The organism is Streptomyces sp. NPDC026394 (assembly GCF_055567735.1).
Window position 1 is genome coordinate 1 of the sequence record NZ_JBVHPX010000030.1, and the last position, 17,213, is coordinate 17,213.

Here is a 17,213-nt window from a genome sequence, read left to right on the forward strand (position 1 = left end):
CCACGGCCTCGACGAGGAAGATCCCGAACTCTTCTACCTCTGCCCGAGCACTCGACTCCGCGACGTCACAGCCACCGGAGGTTAAACAACAAGCTGGGTGAGTGTTTTCATTCCTCAACGCAGGTCAGTGGGTGCCCATGATGGTCATGGTCACGCCCGCAGACATGCCGACCGCGACGCCGCCCGCGAAGTCCTGTGGCATCTTCGCCTGCCCCAACCGCAGTTGACTCACGTCTGGGCTGGCTCCGGCTACGGCGGGCGGCTCGTCGAATGGGCCGAGGGCTTCCTCGACCTGACCCTGGAGGCCGTCTCCCGCCCCAAGGGCGCCAAGGGCTCCGTGGTTCTCCCGTTGCGCTGGTGCGTCGAGCCTACCTTCGGGTGGGTGATGAAGGCCCGGCGCGATGTCCGGGCCTACGAAAGGCTTCCGCAGGTCAGCGAGGCGCACCTGACCTGGTCCCTGGTCACCTTGATGAGCCGGCGCATCGCCTAGTGTCAGGGCCAGGTCCGCTGGACTGACGCACGGCCAGCTGGTCATGGACGTGACTTCTGCGTCTCCGCCGAGAGCATCGCCAAGTTCCACCAGAGCTTCCCCACTGAAGGTCCGATCCGCGGGACCAGCCGCGTCGGGCTCAGGAAGACCGTCAAGTCGTCCGTTGCGGAGATCGAGTATCGGCTCGGCCGTCCCGAGGGCATAGCCACACTCGTCACCAGCATGGCTGGTACGCCTTGACACCTTGCAATTGTCAAGGCGTACTTGCCTCATGGCTCTTCCGGACCTGGACGATCTCATCGCGGAAGTCGATCGGAGATGTGACAACGCGCACCGCCCCGGCGGACAGGACCAGCCTGACTGGCTCGCCCTTCTCACAGTCGCTGCCCAACTCGCGGGCCAACTACAGGCCCTGGCAGACGATCTGGTTGAGGACTACGTCGAGCACTGCCGGATGCACGGCAACTCATGGACGGACATCGGCACAGCCCTGGGCGTGACCCGGCAAGCGGCCCAGCAACGCTTCCACGCCCCGCACAAGCGCTACAGCCCCGAGGTCATGACGGATGACCTCCGCGAGGCCATGGTCCACGTCAAGCAGGCGGCGGTGCACCACCGCAACAACTACATCGGCACCGAGCACCTGCTCTGGGGACTGACCGTGCAGAGCAACAGCGCCACCCGACTCCTGCAGACGGTCGGCGTCCCACCGGAAACGGTCCACCAATCCGTCGGCACCCGGCTGAGCATGGGCGCCTCCCAAGCGGCCGAACGGATCGCCTGGACACCCTACTCCCGCAAGGCCATCGCCATCGCCGAGGCACGTTCGGAGCAGAACGGCTTCGACCGCATCGACTGCGACGACCTGTTGATCGGACTCGTTCAGGTCGGCCGCGGGGTCGCCGCCGACGTCCTGACCGAGGCCGGCTTCGACCCGGCCGCCCTCGACGCCACACCTGTCGACGTCTGAACCCATCAGGCCCACGGTGCTCACCACTCTCCTTGAACTGCGAGGGCACGGCTCCCTGCCCGGACTTGATTGAGGCCCACCGACGAGTCCCGTCTCACTCGAGTCCGGGGGCACCGCAGGTCAGCGCAACACGATGCCCGGACTTATTCGAGTCGGGACACCCCGGGCGCATCACCTGTGGCACCCTTTCTACCGTGCCGGAATCACCCCTCGCCCCGAGCCCTGTTCCAAGAGACGCACATCGCACCCTAGGGCTGTGGCCTATTCGCCGAGCTTTGACAATTTCCGTAATAGCTGCGATCTTATTGCTGGCCTCCAGCTGGCTCTTTATAACTTGGTATCTCGGGTCCCCGCCCAGAGCAGACCCGAAGGCGCTGGATGTTGCAGCTCAGCTGGACCTTTTGAAACTTGTATTCGCTACGGTCGCTGGCGTAGGTGCTCTTGTCGCGTTGGTCACCGCCTATCGCCGTCAGCGACTTGACGAAATCGCCAGTGAGCGCGCAGAGCGAGTTCAGGCACATTCGAAGGAGGTGGCTGACGCAAATATTCATGACGCAACCGAACGCAGGGTCACAGAACTCTACAGTCACGCCGTGGAGCAACTGGGGCACGAGAAGGCAATGGTTCGACTGGGCGGGCTTTACGCTCTTGAGCGGCTGGCCCAGCAAAACCCGGAGCACCGCCAGGTCGTCACTGAAGTAATTTGCGCCTACCTTCGAATGCCGTATGCCCCGCTCTCCGAGGATGCCGTGGCATGCCCAGGAGCATCAGCCCAGGAGCATCAGCTCTTGATTCTGATGCTCTGCAGGAACGGCAGGTCCGTCGAGCGGCGCAGGAGATTTTAGCTAAGCACCTGCGTAAGGCGCCGCCCGGCAGTCGACTCCAGGAGGGCGCACCGGGCCCGTCCGAGGGATGGCCCGCTTACTGGCCGGGAGTCACGCTGAATCTGCGCACTGCCGTACCGCTCGAAGTGGACTTCTCTGAGTGTCATTTCACTGAATGTGAATTCAGTGGAGCCAGGTTTGTCGGGCAGGCGCGCTTTTCCGGGGCAGTCTTCCGTCGTACGGCGAGTTTCACCCATGTCGAGTTCGAAGGCGGAGCCGCATTTGACGGCGTAGAATTCTTCGGTCACCTGTTTTCTCATGATGCGAAGTATGGGGGTGTGGCAGATTTCAGGGGTAGTGAATTCCATCGGCAGTTCCAATTGGTGCGCGAGGAATTCACCGGCCAGGTATGGTTTACGGACTCCGTATTTCACGCGGACGCTCGATTCGTCAATCCAGCGCACCCAAGGAGCCATCCTAGATTTCACGCAGGAATAGACCTTTCCGGTGCCAGGGTTCTGAATACCTCAGAAGTTGTTATGCTGCCTCCCGGATGGGTCACCGAAGAGGACGGCGCGGGGCGCGCTATCGTGAGTGAAGGCGGTGATCAATTTCGAGATGCTGGAGGCAATTACCGCCCCCCGTACCCGAGGCAGGGGCAGAGGCCGGATCCTCGTTGGGCGGGTTAAGCCGGTGCCCTATGTGGTGATGGCTCATTGGTCCGCTCATGGGGCGGGTATGTTTGAGTTGGATTGTTCCGGACGGGCTGTGGGAGATCGCCGAGCCGTTGGCCCCATCGTCGAAGGGGAAGTACACCGCCCCGGCCGCCACGTCGGCCCGGGCGGTGATCTGCGAGATGGACGCGCCGCCGTAGCCGCTCGATGATCACCTCAGCGGCCGCGGTCAGGATGGTGCGCCGTGTGGCCACTGCCCGGCCCTGCACGACGCCCTCCTGGGTAAGGCGGCCGCTTCAGTTGAAAGCCAGAAAACACTCGTCTGCTCGGCCAGCAGCGACAGCTCCACCGGCGTCCGGGTCGGGGGCCGTCCGCACACAGCAGCGCGTCGCCCAGCTCGAAGAACGCATCCGCCCGCGCGGACAGACACCCGTAGAAAGCCGTCGGAAGCGCGACAGTTCCGCACTACGAGCGGCTTCCGCAGGTCAGTGAGGCCCACCTGACCTGGGCTCTGGTCACCTTGATGAGCCGGCGCCTGACCAGCAAAGGCCCCCCGCACGGACTGGACGAAGAAGCCGCAGCCCACCGTCTGACCTCCGGTGGGCCGCCACTGAACCTAATCCGTCACCGGCATCACCGGCGCCGAGCGGCGCATTCAGCTAAAACCCACAAAGCCGCTACAGAGCAGCCAAGACGGCGCGCCGGGGCGTGGAGGAGTCGCGGCGGCATGACGGTCCCTGGGAGTGCCCTGAACACGGAGTGGGAAGTCAGAGAGGGCGCCAAGGGCCGGTGCGCACACGTCGCTTGTCCCGGCCCCGAGACACCTTGCCGATAGGAGCACAATCATGGCCGTCATCGCCACGTTCTTCGCCCCCGGTACCGGGTCGGAACTCTACGACAGCTACATCGAGCGCCTCACCGACGGAAAGGGCTTTACCAACGTCGCTGACCTGCCTGTTCCCGGCCTCCTTTCGCACGCTGCGGGCCCAGCCGACGGCGGCTGGCGGATCACCGACGTCTGGGAGTCCGCCGAAGCCTACGAGGCGTTCGCGAAGGTGCTCGGCCCGATCCTCGCTGACCTCGGGTACGGCGACCTCCAACCGGAGGTCGGCCCGGCCCACAACGTCGTCACCCGCTGAGCCACTGTTCCTCAGCTCCGGTCGAGGCGGCACATCCTTGGGGCCCGCTCCCCAGGACCCGTTCGCCAGCGTCATCGAAAAGTCGCGGACGCGGTCGAATGGTAAAGCAAGGCTTGCCACAACTGGCTCACCAACACCAGGGCTTCCGTTCGGGGAGCGGTCGCAGTGACCGCTCCCCGAATGCGTTTACGCGGCCGGCTTTCCCGGATCAGCCCGCCGGCTGCGGCGATTGGGGTTTAGGGACGGGCACTCAGGACCACGAGAAGGACGGACCACCTGTCCGGCAATCACTCCGGAGAGTCACCGAACGACCAGACCCGTGGTGAAGGAACAAGCTGACCGGCGGTCGCCGTGCCGTCTGGCTACCGCAGGGGCCGTTCCGCCGGTCCGTGGACGGGTCAGCGCAGGGTGTAGCCGCCGTCGGGGTAGAGGGTGGAACCGGTCGTGAAGCCATTGGTGAACAGGAACATCACAGCGTGGGCGATGTCGTCCTCGGTGCCCAGCCGGTGCAGGACCGTATCCCTGCGGTACTGCGCGAAGGCGTTTTCACGGTCTGCGGCCGGACGCTGTGCCCAGAGGTTGCCGTCGACGGTGCCGGGCGAGACGACGTTGACGCGCACTGGTGCGAGTTCGAGGGCCAGCCCCCGTCCGAGCCCTTCGATCGCAGCGTTGCACGCGGCGTAGGCGGGTGCGGGTGCCGGGGGCCGCGCCCCTGCGGCACCGGACATCAGTACCACGGACCCATCCGCCGCCAGCTTGGGCGCGGCACGTCGCACGGCGTGGTACTGGCCCCAGAATTTAGAGACGAACGGGCTTGCCGCCTCCTCGTCGCTCAGCTCCAGCATCGGGCCCACCTGGTAGGAGGCGGCGGAGGTGAACAGGTGGTCCACGCGGTCGAGTTCCGCGAAGAACGCCGCGAGGGAGGCGCCGTCTGTGATGTCTACGGTCCGCCAGGTCGCCGAGTCACCCACCCGCTGCGCCGCGGCGGCCAGGCGCGGGGGTGCGGCCTCCCAGTACGACGCGGGCGCCGGCTGCGGCCGCACGATGCGCGACCCGCAGGCCGATACCCGAGCCACCGTCGATCAGGACGACCGTGCGCCCTGTGAGGCGCCCGTCGTGGTGGGTTTCAGCGTCAAGGGGCAGGGGGCTCATGGCGGTTCCTCATCGCGTCGCACATACATGATCAATATTCAGCAACCCGCCGACGAAGGGCGCTATTCCGCCCCACCGTCCTGGCGGCGAGCAGCGGTGCCACCCCGATGCCCCGGAGAACAGCTACCGGGACCTGAGCAGGGAGAAGACGGCCGCCCGGATCAGGCAGCGCTCGTCGCTCGAAGCCCCGGCCACGCGGAGCGCGCGCCGACGTCTTCGTGGGCGAGTTCGGTGTCCGGTCCGGGCCACAGTGTTGCTCCGACCGGGGCGCAACCTACGGTCCTGCCCAGTGAGGGCGCAGTCGTCCGGGGCGGCAGCCCGGCCCGCTCGGCACGGGCTCGACGCAGGGCCGCAGCCTCGGTCGCCGTGGCCTGGCGGTGTCGCTCGGCACGGATCTGCTCAATCGGGGCCGGCGCGTCGTCGGGGACGACGGCCGGCTCGGGGAACGCGCGGCGGCTCAGCTCACGCATCGCGGCAGTCTGCCGCTCCACCGTCTCCGCGATGCCCGGGTCTGCCCGACGCGGCGGCGCGACCGCCCGGTGCGCGGCGGTATCCGCTTGAGGCGGTGTCCCGGGTACGCGGCGGCCCGGCGGCCGCAGGCTACGGGTCGACGTCGGCCAGCAGCTCGGGCACCGGCACCGTGCCGGGCGCCAGGATCCGCAGGATGCGTACGACGGTCCGGCCCGCCGACTGGTTGGCGGCCGCGACGGCCGGCGGCGGTGGCGCCCCTCCGTCTGGCTGGGCGGGCTGCTGTACGGGACTGGTGTCAGGGGCGGTCCGGCATCGTCGGGCGCTGTCAGCTCCTCTCCAGCAGCGGCTCGCTTGGCGGGTGCCGGGGTTGTCAGGCGGTGGTGTGGTGCTGTCGCGCCACGGGACTGTGAGATCCGGTGCTGTGGACGGGTCGGGGGTGACGGTGATGGAGGGATCTGCTCGGTGGCGAAGCCGCGGTGCATGTCGTCGGTCTTGCTGTGGTGCCACTGGTGCGGGTGCGGGCGGCCGCCACACCGGATCGGTGCGGCGGCCGTGGGTGGGACCGGCTCGTGGTCCGCGTCAGTCAGCACAGTGGCGGATCGCCCCGGCGTCACTGCCCCTCTGGCACGGCGAACCACTCCTCCAGCGCCTCCGCCAGCCCGGCCGTCGACGTACGCGCCTGCGCCCCCGCGTCGGCCGCCCAGGCCGTGAAGCCGTCCGGACGGACGAGGACCGCCGCCAGTTCCGGGCGGGACGGGCAGCCGGCCGTCAGGGTGCCGACGCGGCCGGCATACCCCGCAGCCAGAGCCCGCAGCTCCGGATCGTCGGCGAGGTCCATACAGGAGCGCCCGGCCGCCGTGGAGGTGGTCCGCGAGGCGGCCACCGTCGGTGAGGGCGAGATCCGGGGCGCTGCGGCCGGTCAGCGGGTGCTCGCCCGGCAGCTCGTAGCGCACCCCGCCACCGTTGAGCCGCGCGGTGAGGTACGTGGTACCCGCGACCGCCCCCGCCAGGCCGCTGACGATCTCACGCAGGGCCCGGGACTGCGGATCCGGGCGCATGGCCGCGACCTGGGACCGGGTCCGGTCCAGGATCCCCGCGCCGGCCGGGCGCCGTTCGGCGGTGCAGGTCTCCAGCAGCCCTTCCGGCGCCCGGCCGCCGGTCACCGCGGCGAGCTTCCAGCCGAGGTTCATCGCGTCCCCGAGCCCCCGGCTCAGCCCCTGACTGCCGAACGCGCAGTGCACGTGCGCCGCGTCGCCCGCCAGCAGCACCCGGCCTCTGCGGTAGTCGGTGACCGGGCGGGCGTGGTCGGTCAAACGGGTCGCGGTCCGCACCCCGGTGATCGTGACGTCCACGCCAAAGACGCGGCGCAGCCGCGCCTGGAGGTCCTCGGCGGTGACCGGCGCGTCCCGGTCAGCCGGCGGACCGTCGAACTCCACGGTGACGACGCGGCCCGGCACCGGCCCGTAGGCGTACACCCCGGTGTCCGTGGCGGTCCAGCCGATCTTCAGGTCCTCGGCGCCGGTCATCTCCACGACCGCCTGATGACAGGTGACCTCCGGGTCCGTACCGGGAAATGCGAACCCCGCGAGCCTGCGGACCGTGCTGCGGCCGCCGTCGCAGCCCACGAGCCAGCCGGCCCGTACGGCCCCGTGACTGGTCCGCACCGTGACACCCCCGACGTCCGCATCGAAGCCGGCCAGCTCCACACCCCGGCGCACATCGACACCGAGCACGCCCGCCCGAGCAACCGCTCGATGTCCTGCTGCGCCACGAAAGGGCCCGCGCCCTGTTCTTCCGCCTGCGCCTGGCCCATCCGGAGGTGACGGTCGCCTGGCGAATTCCGCCTGCGCCGGCGAACTCGTCCGCTGGGCGGAGTCCTTCCTCGTCATTACCCCCCACCCCGTCCCGCGCCGCAATGACCAGGACAGCTTCGCCGTCCTCGCCAAGCGATGGCGGTGGAACGTGCCTTCTCCTGGGTCATGAGAGCCCGCAGAACCGTCCGGGACTACGAGCGCACGATCTCGCACAGCGAGGCCCACCTCACCTGGACCACGATCACCCTCATGGTCCGCCGCCTCACCCGGCCCCATGACCGCCCCGCACCACGTCTCATCCCGTCGAAGCCACGACGGCCACCGCACCCGAACGCATACGCCTCCGGCTGCAGCAGCCGCGCACCATCCGCTCGGCCTCCGCCGCCCTGAGCTAGAGGCCCGCTGACGCCTTCCCCATACGCGGAACAATGAGGCGGACCGAGCGTGCGCGTCACGACGATGCGGTCACAGGCGCAGGGCGTCGCAGCAAGCGGCCTTCGGCATCCGCAGGGTGCTATGGGCAGGAGGTCTCCGCGTCGTCCACGCAGTTCTCGACAGCCCTGGCGGCATGCAGGGTGACAACGGCCCCCTTCTCGCTGAACTCCTTGGCATGGTTTCACCGAGAGGAGTGGTTTTGCTGCTTATGCCTCTTGTGTCGTTGGGGTGCTGGGCAGGTTCACGGGAGAGCGACAGCTTCGACGGGGCGAACCACGTGGAACCGTCAGCGTGATCGGGCTCGGGAGGAGAGCTGCTGTGCAGAGACAACCGTCGGACGGATCTGGTCGCCATCCCCAACGCGATACCACCAGCAGCACGCCAGGGCCCGGGACGGTCGACACCCGGCTGGCCGGTGCCCGCTATGACCGAGACACCATGTGCGCCACGAGCGAGGGGACCTTCGCTCTGATGGACGAGACATGGGACATCCTCCCGGGGGTGTTCTTGCCCGCCCTGACCTACGGCACCGTCTTCTTCTCCCAGAAGCTGCCGTACCCGAGCGGCGGCAAGTTCCTCGAAGTGGGCTGCGGCGCGGGCGTGACGGCCGTGTCCGCGGCTCGGGCCGGCTGCGCCGACGTGCTCGCTGTGGACATCGATCCGCAGGCGGTAGCCACCACCTTGCGCAACGCGGCACGGCACCAGGTGTCTCAGGTCCGCGGCAGGGTCGGCGACGTCTTCACCCCGCTCGGTCCCGCGGACGGGCCTTTCGACCTCATCTTCTGGGCCCTGCCGTACGAGAACGTCTCGGCCGGTTCACCGGAGATCTCGGCCGGGACCCGGTGCGTGCTCGATGTCGACCACTACTGCTGCCGCACCTACCTCGCCGGCGCCCGCCAGCACCTGTCCGCCGACGGGCGCCTGTTCCTGGGGCTCGGCGACATCTCCGACACGGACACTCTCCACGCTCTCGCCGCCGAACACGGCTTCGCGGTGCGTCTTGCTGCCCACGGCCGGGGAAAGCCGGGTGAGGACATCGACGACGAAGTCGAGCACTGCCTGTACGAACTGCTGCCCAACGACACCGCGGCCTCGCCCCGCTGGTGAACGGACCTGTCAGACACCGCAGCCAGCCCCTGTTCAGCGGATATGACACAGCTTCTCAGCTTGTTCCTTAACCACGGAGCTGGTCGTTCGGTGACTCTCCGGAGTGATTGCCGGGTAGGTGGTTCGTCCTCCTCGTGGCCCTGGACCCTGTCTCCAGGTACGGGAGGTCGGGACGGAGGCCGTGGGGATGAGTGGGCTGGTGCGGGCTGGCGGACGGGTGGAGCTCGCGGAACTGTCGCGTTTCCGGACGGCTTTCTACGGATGTCTGTCCGCGCGGGCCGATGCGTTCTTCGAGCTGACCGACGCGCTGCTGTGTGCGGACGGCCCGACCCGGACGCCGGTGGAGCTGTCGCTGCTGGCCGAGCACCAGCGCGGTTACGGCTCGCTGTACGGCGCCCTCAATCACGGCCGGCTGGACACCGAGGCCCTGCGTGACCTGCTGGCATCGCTGCCGATGCCGCGCTTCGAGGGACGGATCGTGCTCGCCGTGGACGTCTCCGACTGGCTGCGTTCGGACGCGGTCTGTTCGCCGGAGCGGCTGTTCTGCCACGTCCACGGCCGCTCCCGGGAGACCGCGCAGATCATCCCGGGCTGGCCGTACTCGTTCGTCGCCGCGCTCACCCCGGACCGCACCTCGTGGACGCAGGTCCTGGACGCGGTCCGGCTGGGGCCCGCCGACGACGCCGCGGCCGTCACCGCCGGCCAGCTCCGGGCCGTGCTCACGCGGCTGACCGCGGCCGGCCAGTGGCAGCACGGCGACCGCAACATCCTGGTCGTGATGGATGTGGGCTACGACGTGATGCGCCTGGCCTGGGTGCTGCGCGACCTCCCCGTCGAGCTGGTCGGACGCCTGCGCTCGGACCGCGTCCTGCGGCTGCCCAAGCCGCCACGCGTCTACGACCCTCGCGGCGGCCGGCCGCCTCGGCACGGCAAGGAGTTCAGCCTGGCCAGGCCCGAGTCGTGGCCGGAGCCGTCCGTGACGACCCTCAACGACACGCCCCGCTACGGCAAGGCCGAAGCCCATGCCTGGGACCGCCTCCACCCCAGGCTCCAGCAGCGGTCCGCATGGATCGACCACTACAGCGAACTGCCCGTCATCGAGGGCACACTGATCCGGCTCAACGTCGACCACCTGCCCGGCGACCGCGCCGCCCCGCCGGTCTGGCTGTGGTCCTCCGCCACCGGTGCCACCCCGGACGACGTCGACTTCGCCTGGTCCTGCTACCTGCGCCGATTCGACCTGGAGCACACCTTCCGCCTGTTCAAGCAGTCTCTTGGTTGGGCTCGCCCACGGTTAGACGCTCCCGCCGGCCCGTGTCCGGCGCGGGTTCCGGCACCTCCGCCCCCAACCCGCCCCACCGGCCCGTGCGCCGAAACCCAGCCACCCCGGCCCCGGACGCCCGCCAGGCTCCAGTAACCGCCACCCCGCCACCCACTACGACGTCGGCAAGACCCTCAAGCGCCCCGCCAGCATCACAGAACGTGACGAAAGAGGATAAGGAACAAGATAAGAAGCTGTGTCAGAACCGCTGATCTGTGAGTCAACGCTTCGGGCGGGAATTTCTGGCCGCCGGCTCTCGGGCGCCGCCGGCGAAGCGGCGCCGGGCGCTGATTCTGGCAGCAGGGGCGGGAGGCGGGGCGGTGGCTGGTGCGGTCATCGAAATGCTGAGGCGGTGGACGCCGGGGAAGCCTGGAAGGAGGTACGGCTGAAGGCGGTGAGGGAGGCCGGCGTCGGCTGGTTGGGCCCGCAGGGGTTCGGGTGGCCGGCGGCCAGGACGTAGAGGGGAATGTTCCCGGCGTTGTCCAGGCCGCATTGCTCGGCGAGCAGGGCATCGTTGAAGGCGCCGGTCCGGGCGGGGACCGGGCCCAGTGCGGTGGCAGTCAGAGCGAAGGTCTGGCCCAAGTGGCCGACGTTGAGCAGGCAGACGCGGTAACAGCGGGGCGCGCGGTACTTCACGCTCATGCGTTCCAGCTGGGCGACGAGGACCAGCAGGAAGGCGGCCTGGCCGGCCCAGTCCTGTCGGCGCACAGATGCGCGGCCGTTTCGCGGGAGAGCCCTTCGGCGCGCAGTTCCAGGCAGGGTTCCAGACCGTTGTGGTGGTACCAGCCCGGGGCGGGTTTCCTCGGTCTCGCCACCATTCCGTCCTGCTGCAAGCGATTCGCCTGTCTCACCACGCAGGACGATGTCGTGAGGTACGGCTCCGCCGACGACGCCGTCTCATGACTCGTCCTGAGCGGCGAGTGCCTGGTCCACCCAGTGGTGGAAGTAGGCGATGACATGTTCGCGAGGGGGATACACCGGCGTGAAGTGCTTGGAGCGCGCTCCGAGTTGGCATCGCTCGCTGGCCTGGAAGTCTTGTTGGTTGGTGAGGTCCAGCAGTTTCACGGCGTCGCACGGGTCGAAGTCAGGGGCAGCGGTCGCGTCGGGATGGAACAGCCAGTCCGCGGTCACCTGGGTGCGATCGGCGGCTACGGGTTCCAGACGTAAGCAGACGACATGGTCCGGGAGCAGAATCAGGACAGCATTGGGCCACAGGTTCACGGAATGGAACGTCCGCTCGTTCTCGGTGCGCAGGGCCGGCAGGGCCGGCAGGGCCGGCAGGGCGGGGGCGGCGGCCCGGCCGGACATCGAGAATCCGGCCATGTGGCCGGCGAAACGTGCGCCTTGCCGGACGGGACCGCTGATGGTGCCGTAGCCCGTGCGGAAGGAAGGAAGTACGGCGCTCAGTTCCGGGTGCAGCGTGGGGCAGTGGTAGCACTCGCAGAAATTCTCCAGAATCAGTTTCCAGTTGGCGCGCACTTCGTAGGTCTTGGTCAAGGCGGTGGTCAGCTTGTCCATCGTGTACTGGGTGAGAAGGTCGGCGCGCCCGAAGCGCCGGTCCAGTTGGGGCTCCATCTGCTCGGTCAGCGGAGGTGAGGACGATGACAGGTTCAACCAGATGTACCCCAGCCACTCCGTGGTCCGGACGGGAAAGAGGTTCCGATTCTCGGCGGGGTCCTTCGGCAGGTCATGGGCGTAGGGAGCGCTGACGAAGTTCCCGTCGAGTCCGTAGGACCAGCCGTGATACATGCAGCGGATCGTCTTCCCCAGGGTGCCTCGCCGATCGGTGCACAACCGAGCTCCACGGTGGCGGCAGAGATTCAGCAGCCCGCGCAGTGTGCCGTACCGGTCCCGGACCAGCAATACGCTCTCCGTGCCGATTTCGGCGCGATGGAAGGACCCGGGAGCTTGGACCGTCTCGGCGCGCGCCACACACATCCAGCAACGCTCAAAAATTCTACTGGATTCCTGCGCGAAGATTTCGGGGCTGGTGTAACGGGTTCCGTCCCAGGAGGATGTCATCGTTGCACCTTCTTTTCGTACGGTCAGTGGGGAGGGTGCACGTTGCTTCCGGAACGCCTGGGTGATCTCCGTAGGCCCAGCGCGACGCCCGCGATGATGAGAGCCGCGCTGAGGGCCTGTTCGGGGGCGATCGGCTCACCCAGTATCCATGCGCTCAGAAGCGCTGTGAAGACGGGAAGAAAGTAGTAGAGGAGGCCGGCCCTGGTGGCTCCCACTCCTTCGACAGCGCGGTTCCAGCAGGAATACGCGGCAGCGGACGACAGGGCTCCGACGTAGCAGATCGAGGCGAGGACGGGGACGGTGACCTTGAAACCGCCGACGAGCGCGAGTTCCAACAGGTAGCAGGGCAGCAGCAGGACGAGCGCGATCAAGAAGGTGGTCAGCAGCACCGTGGCGCTGCTCATGGCGGGCGGTGCCCTGCGTACCAGCAGCGAGTAGTAGGCGAAGATCAGCGTCGCCCCCAGTATCCACAGGTCGCCCGGGCGCGGCTGGACAGCGCTCAACGTCCCTCGGGTGACAAGGGCTGCGACACCGGCGAGCGCCAAGACCGTCCCGGCTGAGCGGCACCAGCCCAACCGCTGCCCGTGCAGGGCCCGAGCGAGCAGCAAGATGAAGGCGGGTGCCGTCACGGCCAGCAATGACATGTTGGTCGCGGCAGTGGTGTGGGCGGCGATGTACACCATGATGGTGAAGACAGCGATCCCCGAAAGCCCGAGAAAAGCCAGCAATTTGAGGTGGGAACGGACGAGCTGAATCTCTGCGGATATTCTTCCCAGTCCCCACGGGGCCATGACGAGGGTGGCGACAAGGCAGCGCCAGAAGGCCAGCGAAACGGGTGGGACGTTATCCTTCAAACCGCGGGCCGCTATCAGGTTCCCGGACCAGATGAGCGTCGCGAGGAGCGCGAGAAGGTAACTGCCGTAACCGTGCGCGAGACGCCTCGGCGCCATCACCGGACCAGCATGAAACCGGGCCGACCTGCCTCCGTTCATCTGCTCACCTGGGGTGTGTGCAGGAGTGGAGAGATGCTGACGCCGTCTTGTCCTGGCGGTGCGCGGTCTTGTGCCGATGGTGCGAAGCCTTGCGCATTCCTGCTTCCCCTCGTGTTGAACCTCGCGACAGCACAGAGGGCTGCTGGCGCCCCGTGGGCCGGGGTGCGGGCGGCGCAGGTCAGATGGTGGAGCCCTCGGTCGGCCCGCACAAGATGATGCTTGTCCGAGACTTGTCCGGGGTTCAGCCGGGCAGGTCGGCCGGGACACACGGTACCGGGCCGGACGGACGCCGATCAGCAGACCCGTCGGTGGCCTGTCGAGGCCAGGCTTCCACCGGTGTTCGGGCGGTGCAGGAGGCAGTTGAGAGGTCTTCCGGCGCGGCGCGCGCCGTGCTGCAATGAGGCGGATGAGCGGGAACCACCCCAATACCGGATCACAGCCGAGGGGAGTGCTCAGCCGTGACATCCACCCTGGCGTCACCCCGTGTCACAAGCGTGCTGAACCGATTGTTCGACGCGGGGAGAAGGCAGGACGAGAAGGCCCCGGCAGCCTACCGCGATCATCTGGGCAGCCGATCTCTGGAAGAGCTCTTCGAGCACCGGGACCGTGCGGAGTTGACCGACGAGCTCAAAGACATCTATATGCCCGTCACCCGCGAAGCAGGCGAGGCACTCTACCTGCTGACGCGTATGCGGAGGGCGACCCGGGTCGTCGAGTTCGGGACCTCGTACGCCATCTCCACCATTTATCTTGCCGCTGCTGTGCGGGACAACGGTGGCGGCACGATCGTCACCACCGAAATGCAGGCGGACAAAGCTCGCGCGGCCGGCGAGAACCTCGCTGCTGCCGGGTTGGACGATCTGGTGGAGATACGGGTCGGTGACGCACTCGACACCCTTCGCGACCTGGACGGCCCGGTGGATCTCGTGCTGCTCGACGGCTGGGAAGACCTCTATCTTCCTGTCCTGCGCCTTGTCGAGTCCCGCCTGACAGCGGGGTCGGTCGTCATTGCTGATGATGTGAGCTTCTTCCCGGATACGTTCCGCCCCTACCTGGACCACCTCAGCACCGGATATTGCTCGCCCACGGTGCCAGTCGGCAACGGCCTCGAAATCTCCCTTCGGCTGTGAATCGCCGTGATGACCGGCAACTGCGAGAAATCGCCGTGCGGGTGCGGGTGCGTGGGTCCGTGACGCAGCCCGGCCCGCGGAGTACGGGCCGGGCCCCGTCCTACGGGAGACCTCTGTCGATGGCCTTCATCAAGGTGCCCGTCGGGGTGTCGCCGGACATCTCCCAGATCATGGCGCCCAGGAGCCCTTTGGACTTGACCCAGTCCGTCTTCTTTCCGATCGACCAGGTGTCGTCGAAGGACCACCACTGACCGCTCGCGCCGGTGTACCCGTACGTCGAGATGGACTGTTCGTCGTGGTGGACGGTCATGTTGGGGACGTTGCTGAGCATGTTCTGGTAGCCGCGGATGCCTGCCTCCTCGGGGAACTGGCCGGGAGCCGCGCCGTCCGCCGACTGCCACTCACCGTGCGCCCCGCCGTCCGCGACGGACTTCCAGCCACGGCCGTAGAACGGGAAACCGATGGTCAGCTTGCGTGGGCTGACCCCCGCGTCCGTGTACGCCTTGACGGCGCTCTCGACGCTGAAGTGGAAGGCGTACGGATCCTGCGTGTCGCGGTGGAGATTGGCCTGGTGGCCGGTGCGCTGGGGCTCCCAGGAGTTGTCGCTGCCCGAGCCGTGGAAGTCGTACCCCTGGACGTTGGCGTAGTCGAGCGAGGAGAAGATCGTGGACAGGTCCCAGCCCTGCTGGATCTTGACGGGGTCGGCGGGGGTGAAGGCGGTCAGCAGCTTGTGCGGGCCGCCCAGCGCGTCCAACTGCCGGCGGAACTCCTTGATCAGCAGCGCGAGGTTGGCCTTGTCGTCCGGACTGTAGTGATTGCCGGGGTGGCCTTCGGCGCCCGGCCACTCCCAGTCCAGGTCGATCCCGTCGAAGACGCCCGCTCCGGTCCCGGGGCCGCCCGCGCCGTTGTAGACGGGCAGATTGCCCTTGATCCACACGTCGATGCAGGAGGCGACGAACTTCTTGCGGGAAGCGTCGGTGGCCGCCGCGTCGGAGAAGAACTTCGAGTACGTCCAGCCGCCGAGGGACATCACCACCTTCAGGTGCGGGTGCTTGGCCTTCAGCTTCTTGAGCTGGTTGAGGTTGCCGCGCAGCTTGCCCCAGCCGTCGTCGGCCACCCCGTCCACCGACTGCGCGGCGGGGAAGGCGCGCCCGTAGTCGGCGTCCGCGTCACCCGCGCCGGTGCCCTCGTCAGGGTCCTGCGGATTGCCGGAGACGCCCTTGGTCACACCGGCCAGACAGGTGAGGTTCTTGGGGTCGATGTTGGCGAAGGCGTAGTTGATGACGTCCAGGTCGGCGGCGGCACCCGAGGTGTCCAGGTTCTTGACGAAGTACTGGCGGCCGTAGATGCCCCACTGCGCGAAGTAGCCGACCTTCAAGTACTTGCCGGGCCCGGCCACGTCGTCCGTGGTGACGGTCAGGGCGCCGGAGGCGGGCGAGGCGTTCTCGGCGGCGTCGCGCGCGGTGACGGAGAAGCGGTACGTGGTGGCGGGCGTCAGACCGTCGACCGTGGCGGCGGTGGTGCTGCCGGGAACCGTGGTGACCAGGTCTGCGTCCCGGTAGACGTCGTACGCGACCACGCCGACGTTGTCGGTGGCCCGGTCCCAGGCCAGGGAGACGCTGGAGGCGGTGACCGCGGTGCTGCGCAGAGCGCGGGGCGCGGTTGGCGGGACCGGGTCGCTCGCCGGGTCCACGGTGTCCGCGGTCACCGGCGCGCTCGACGGTCCGGTGTTGCCGCGCTTGTCCTTGGCCCGGACGGTGAAGGTGTACCGGGTGGCCGGGGTCAGGCCGGTGACGGTCGCGGTGGTACCGGTGACGGTGGCGACCGGGCGGCCCTCGGCGAGTACCTCGTAGGAGGTGACCGGGTGGTCGCCGGGGGAGGCGGCCGGCCAGCTCAGGGCGACGCTGCGCGTGGTGGTACCGGTCACCTGGGGTGTGCCGGGCGCGGATGGCGGCACGTCCGGGCTGCCGTCGCACTTGTCCCCGTTGACGGTGCAGGCCGTGGGGGTGCCGACGGGGCCGTTGGCGATGAACCAGTAGCTGAACGGTTCGGTGCTGCCGCCGGCCGGTACGGTCGCGTTGTAGTGGGCGTTCTTGACCGTCACATGGCGCCCGTCCACGGTGGCGTCGCCGTAGTAGTGCCCGCTGACGGTGACACCGGCCGGCAGGTCGAACTCCAGGGTCCAGCCGGTGACGGCGGCGGACCCGCTGTTGCGGACGACGTAGGTGCCCTTCCACCAGGAACCGTTGTCCTGGGTGGAGAAGGCCGCGGTGAGGGTTCCCGCGGCCTGGGCGGGGGCCGCCGGGCCGGTCAGCACGGCGGCCACGGACAGGACGATCGTGGTGAGCAGGGCCGCGGCTCTGCTGCGGAATCTGCGCCGGTCTTTCATGGGCACCCCTGTGAGTGTGGGTGGTACAGGGTGTGAGAGCCGAAAGTGCGCATACCCGGCCGCGCGCCAGGTGGCGGAACCGGTGCCGCCGGGTTCCGTATGGCAGTCGCACCATAAAAGGTCTGGACCAACCCGTCAACGGATGGGGCAGCGGCGGCCGTTGAGGGAGCGGGGGTGTACGGGGATCTTCGAGAGACGGCTGTCGGGGTGCCCGGGAGGCGAAGACGAGCCACTTTGCGTGACCGGTCCCGGCGGTCGGCTCCCGGTCGCGCCGGCAGTGCGC

Annotated in this window: 12 protein-coding genes and 3 pseudogenes; 8 read left to right on the forward strand and 7 right to left on the reverse strand. The window is 68.2% G+C overall.

The window, feature by feature from the left end; genetic code table 11:
• The first annotated feature begins 223 nt into the window (after positions 1–223).
• The 5 genes and pseudogenes from ACZ4QV_RS37950 (at position 224) to ACZ4QV_RS37970 (ending at position 4,097) form a co-directional block, all read left to right on the forward strand.
• Positions 224–490 carry a hypothetical protein gene (locus ACZ4QV_RS37950; protein ID WP_361592920.1) on the forward strand — a complete coding sequence of 89 codons (267 nt, stop codon included), beginning with the start codon at positions 224–226 and terminating at the stop codon, positions 488–490.
• A gap of 271 nt (positions 491–761) precedes the next feature.
• Positions 762–1,460, forward strand: a complete 699-nt coding sequence (locus ACZ4QV_RS37955; protein ID WP_361592922.1) for a Clp protease N-terminal domain-containing protein — start codon at positions 762–764, stop codon at positions 1,458–1,460.
• 754 nt (positions 1,461–2,214) lie between these two features.
• Positions 2,215–2,973, forward strand: a complete 759-nt coding sequence (locus ACZ4QV_RS37960; protein WP_467764079.1) for a pentapeptide repeat-containing protein — start codon at positions 2,215–2,217, stop codon at positions 2,971–2,973.
• Between the two features lie 38 nt (positions 2,974–3,011).
• Positions 3,012–3,134 (forward strand): annotated as a pseudogene (locus tag ACZ4QV_RS37965) (IS5/IS1182 family transposase); the annotation flags it as partial.
• Positions 3,135–3,803: 669 nt separating this feature from the next.
• Positions 3,804–4,097 (forward strand): hypothetical protein, encoded by a 294-nt coding sequence (locus ACZ4QV_RS37970; protein WP_467764080.1) that lies wholly within the window; start codon positions 3,804–3,806, stop codon positions 4,095–4,097.
• Positions 4,098–4,495: 398 nt separating this feature from the next.
• Here the strand turns inward: ACZ4QV_RS37970 and ACZ4QV_RS37975 are convergent, their stop codons facing one another.
• The 3 genes and pseudogenes from ACZ4QV_RS37975 to ACZ4QV_RS37985 form a co-directional block, all read right to left on the reverse strand.
• The gene (locus ACZ4QV_RS37975; RefSeq protein ID WP_467764081.1) at positions 4,496–5,140 is read right to left on the reverse strand and encodes an SDR family oxidoreductase; all 645 of its coding nucleotides are present in this window, start codon (positions 5,138–5,140) and stop codon (positions 4,496–4,498) included.
• A gap of 1,190 nt (positions 5,141–6,330) precedes the next feature.
• Entirely contained in the window at positions 6,331–6,603 is a 273-nt protein-coding gene (locus ACZ4QV_RS37980) for an aromatic-ring hydroxylase C-terminal domain-containing protein (RefSeq protein WP_467764082.1), read from the reverse strand.
• Between the two features lie 253 nt (positions 6,604–6,856).
• Positions 6,857–7,810 (reverse strand): annotated as a pseudogene (locus tag ACZ4QV_RS37985) (FAD-dependent monooxygenase); the annotation flags it as partial.
• 630 nt (positions 7,811–8,440) lie between these two features.
• Here ACZ4QV_RS37985 and ACZ4QV_RS37990 point away from each other — a divergent pair.
• Positions 8,441–9,076, forward strand: coding sequence for a methyltransferase domain-containing protein (locus tag ACZ4QV_RS37990; RefSeq protein WP_361159251.1), 636 nt, complete (start codon positions 8,441–8,443; stop codon positions 9,074–9,076).
• Positions 9,077–9,263: 187 nt separating this feature from the next.
• Positions 9,264–10,575 (forward strand): annotated as a pseudogene (locus ACZ4QV_RS37995) (transposase).
• A 155-nt stretch (positions 10,576–10,730) separates the two neighbouring features.
• On the opposite strand, the gene ACZ4QV_RS38000 reads toward ACZ4QV_RS37995, so the two are convergent.
• The 3 genes from ACZ4QV_RS38000 to ACZ4QV_RS38010 all read right to left on the reverse strand — a co-directional run bounded on the left by ACZ4QV_RS38000 (position 10,731) and on the right by ACZ4QV_RS38010 (position 13,411).
• A complete protein-coding gene (locus ACZ4QV_RS38000; RefSeq protein WP_361640240.1) occupies positions 10,731–11,105 on the reverse strand; it encodes a nitroreductase family protein in 375 nt (124 codons plus the stop codon).
• A 189-nt stretch (positions 11,106–11,294) separates the two neighbouring features.
• Positions 11,295–12,419 (reverse strand): aromatic ring-hydroxylating oxygenase subunit alpha, encoded by a 1,125-nt coding sequence (locus tag ACZ4QV_RS38005; RefSeq protein ID WP_467764083.1) that lies wholly within the window; start codon positions 12,417–12,419, stop codon positions 11,295–11,297.
• Between the two features lie 23 nt (positions 12,420–12,442).
• Positions 12,443–13,411, reverse strand: coding sequence for a DMT family transporter (locus tag ACZ4QV_RS38010; protein ID WP_467764084.1), 969 nt, complete (start codon positions 13,409–13,411; stop codon positions 12,443–12,445).
• A 458-nt stretch (positions 13,412–13,869) separates the two neighbouring features.
• Here ACZ4QV_RS38010 and ACZ4QV_RS38015 point away from each other — a divergent pair, with 458 nt between their 5' ends.
• Complete coding sequence (locus ACZ4QV_RS38015) at positions 13,870–14,541, forward strand: O-methyltransferase (RefSeq protein ID WP_467764085.1); 672 nt, start codon at positions 13,870–13,872, stop codon at positions 14,539–14,541.
• Between the two features lie 100 nt (positions 14,542–14,641).
• On the opposite strand, the gene ACZ4QV_RS38020 is transcribed toward ACZ4QV_RS38015, so the two are convergent.
• Positions 14,642–16,930, reverse strand: a complete 2,289-nt coding sequence (locus ACZ4QV_RS38020; RefSeq protein ID WP_467764097.1) for a glycosyl hydrolase family 18 protein — start codon at positions 16,928–16,930, stop codon at positions 14,642–14,644.
• Positions 16,931–17,213: the final 283 nt, after the last annotated feature.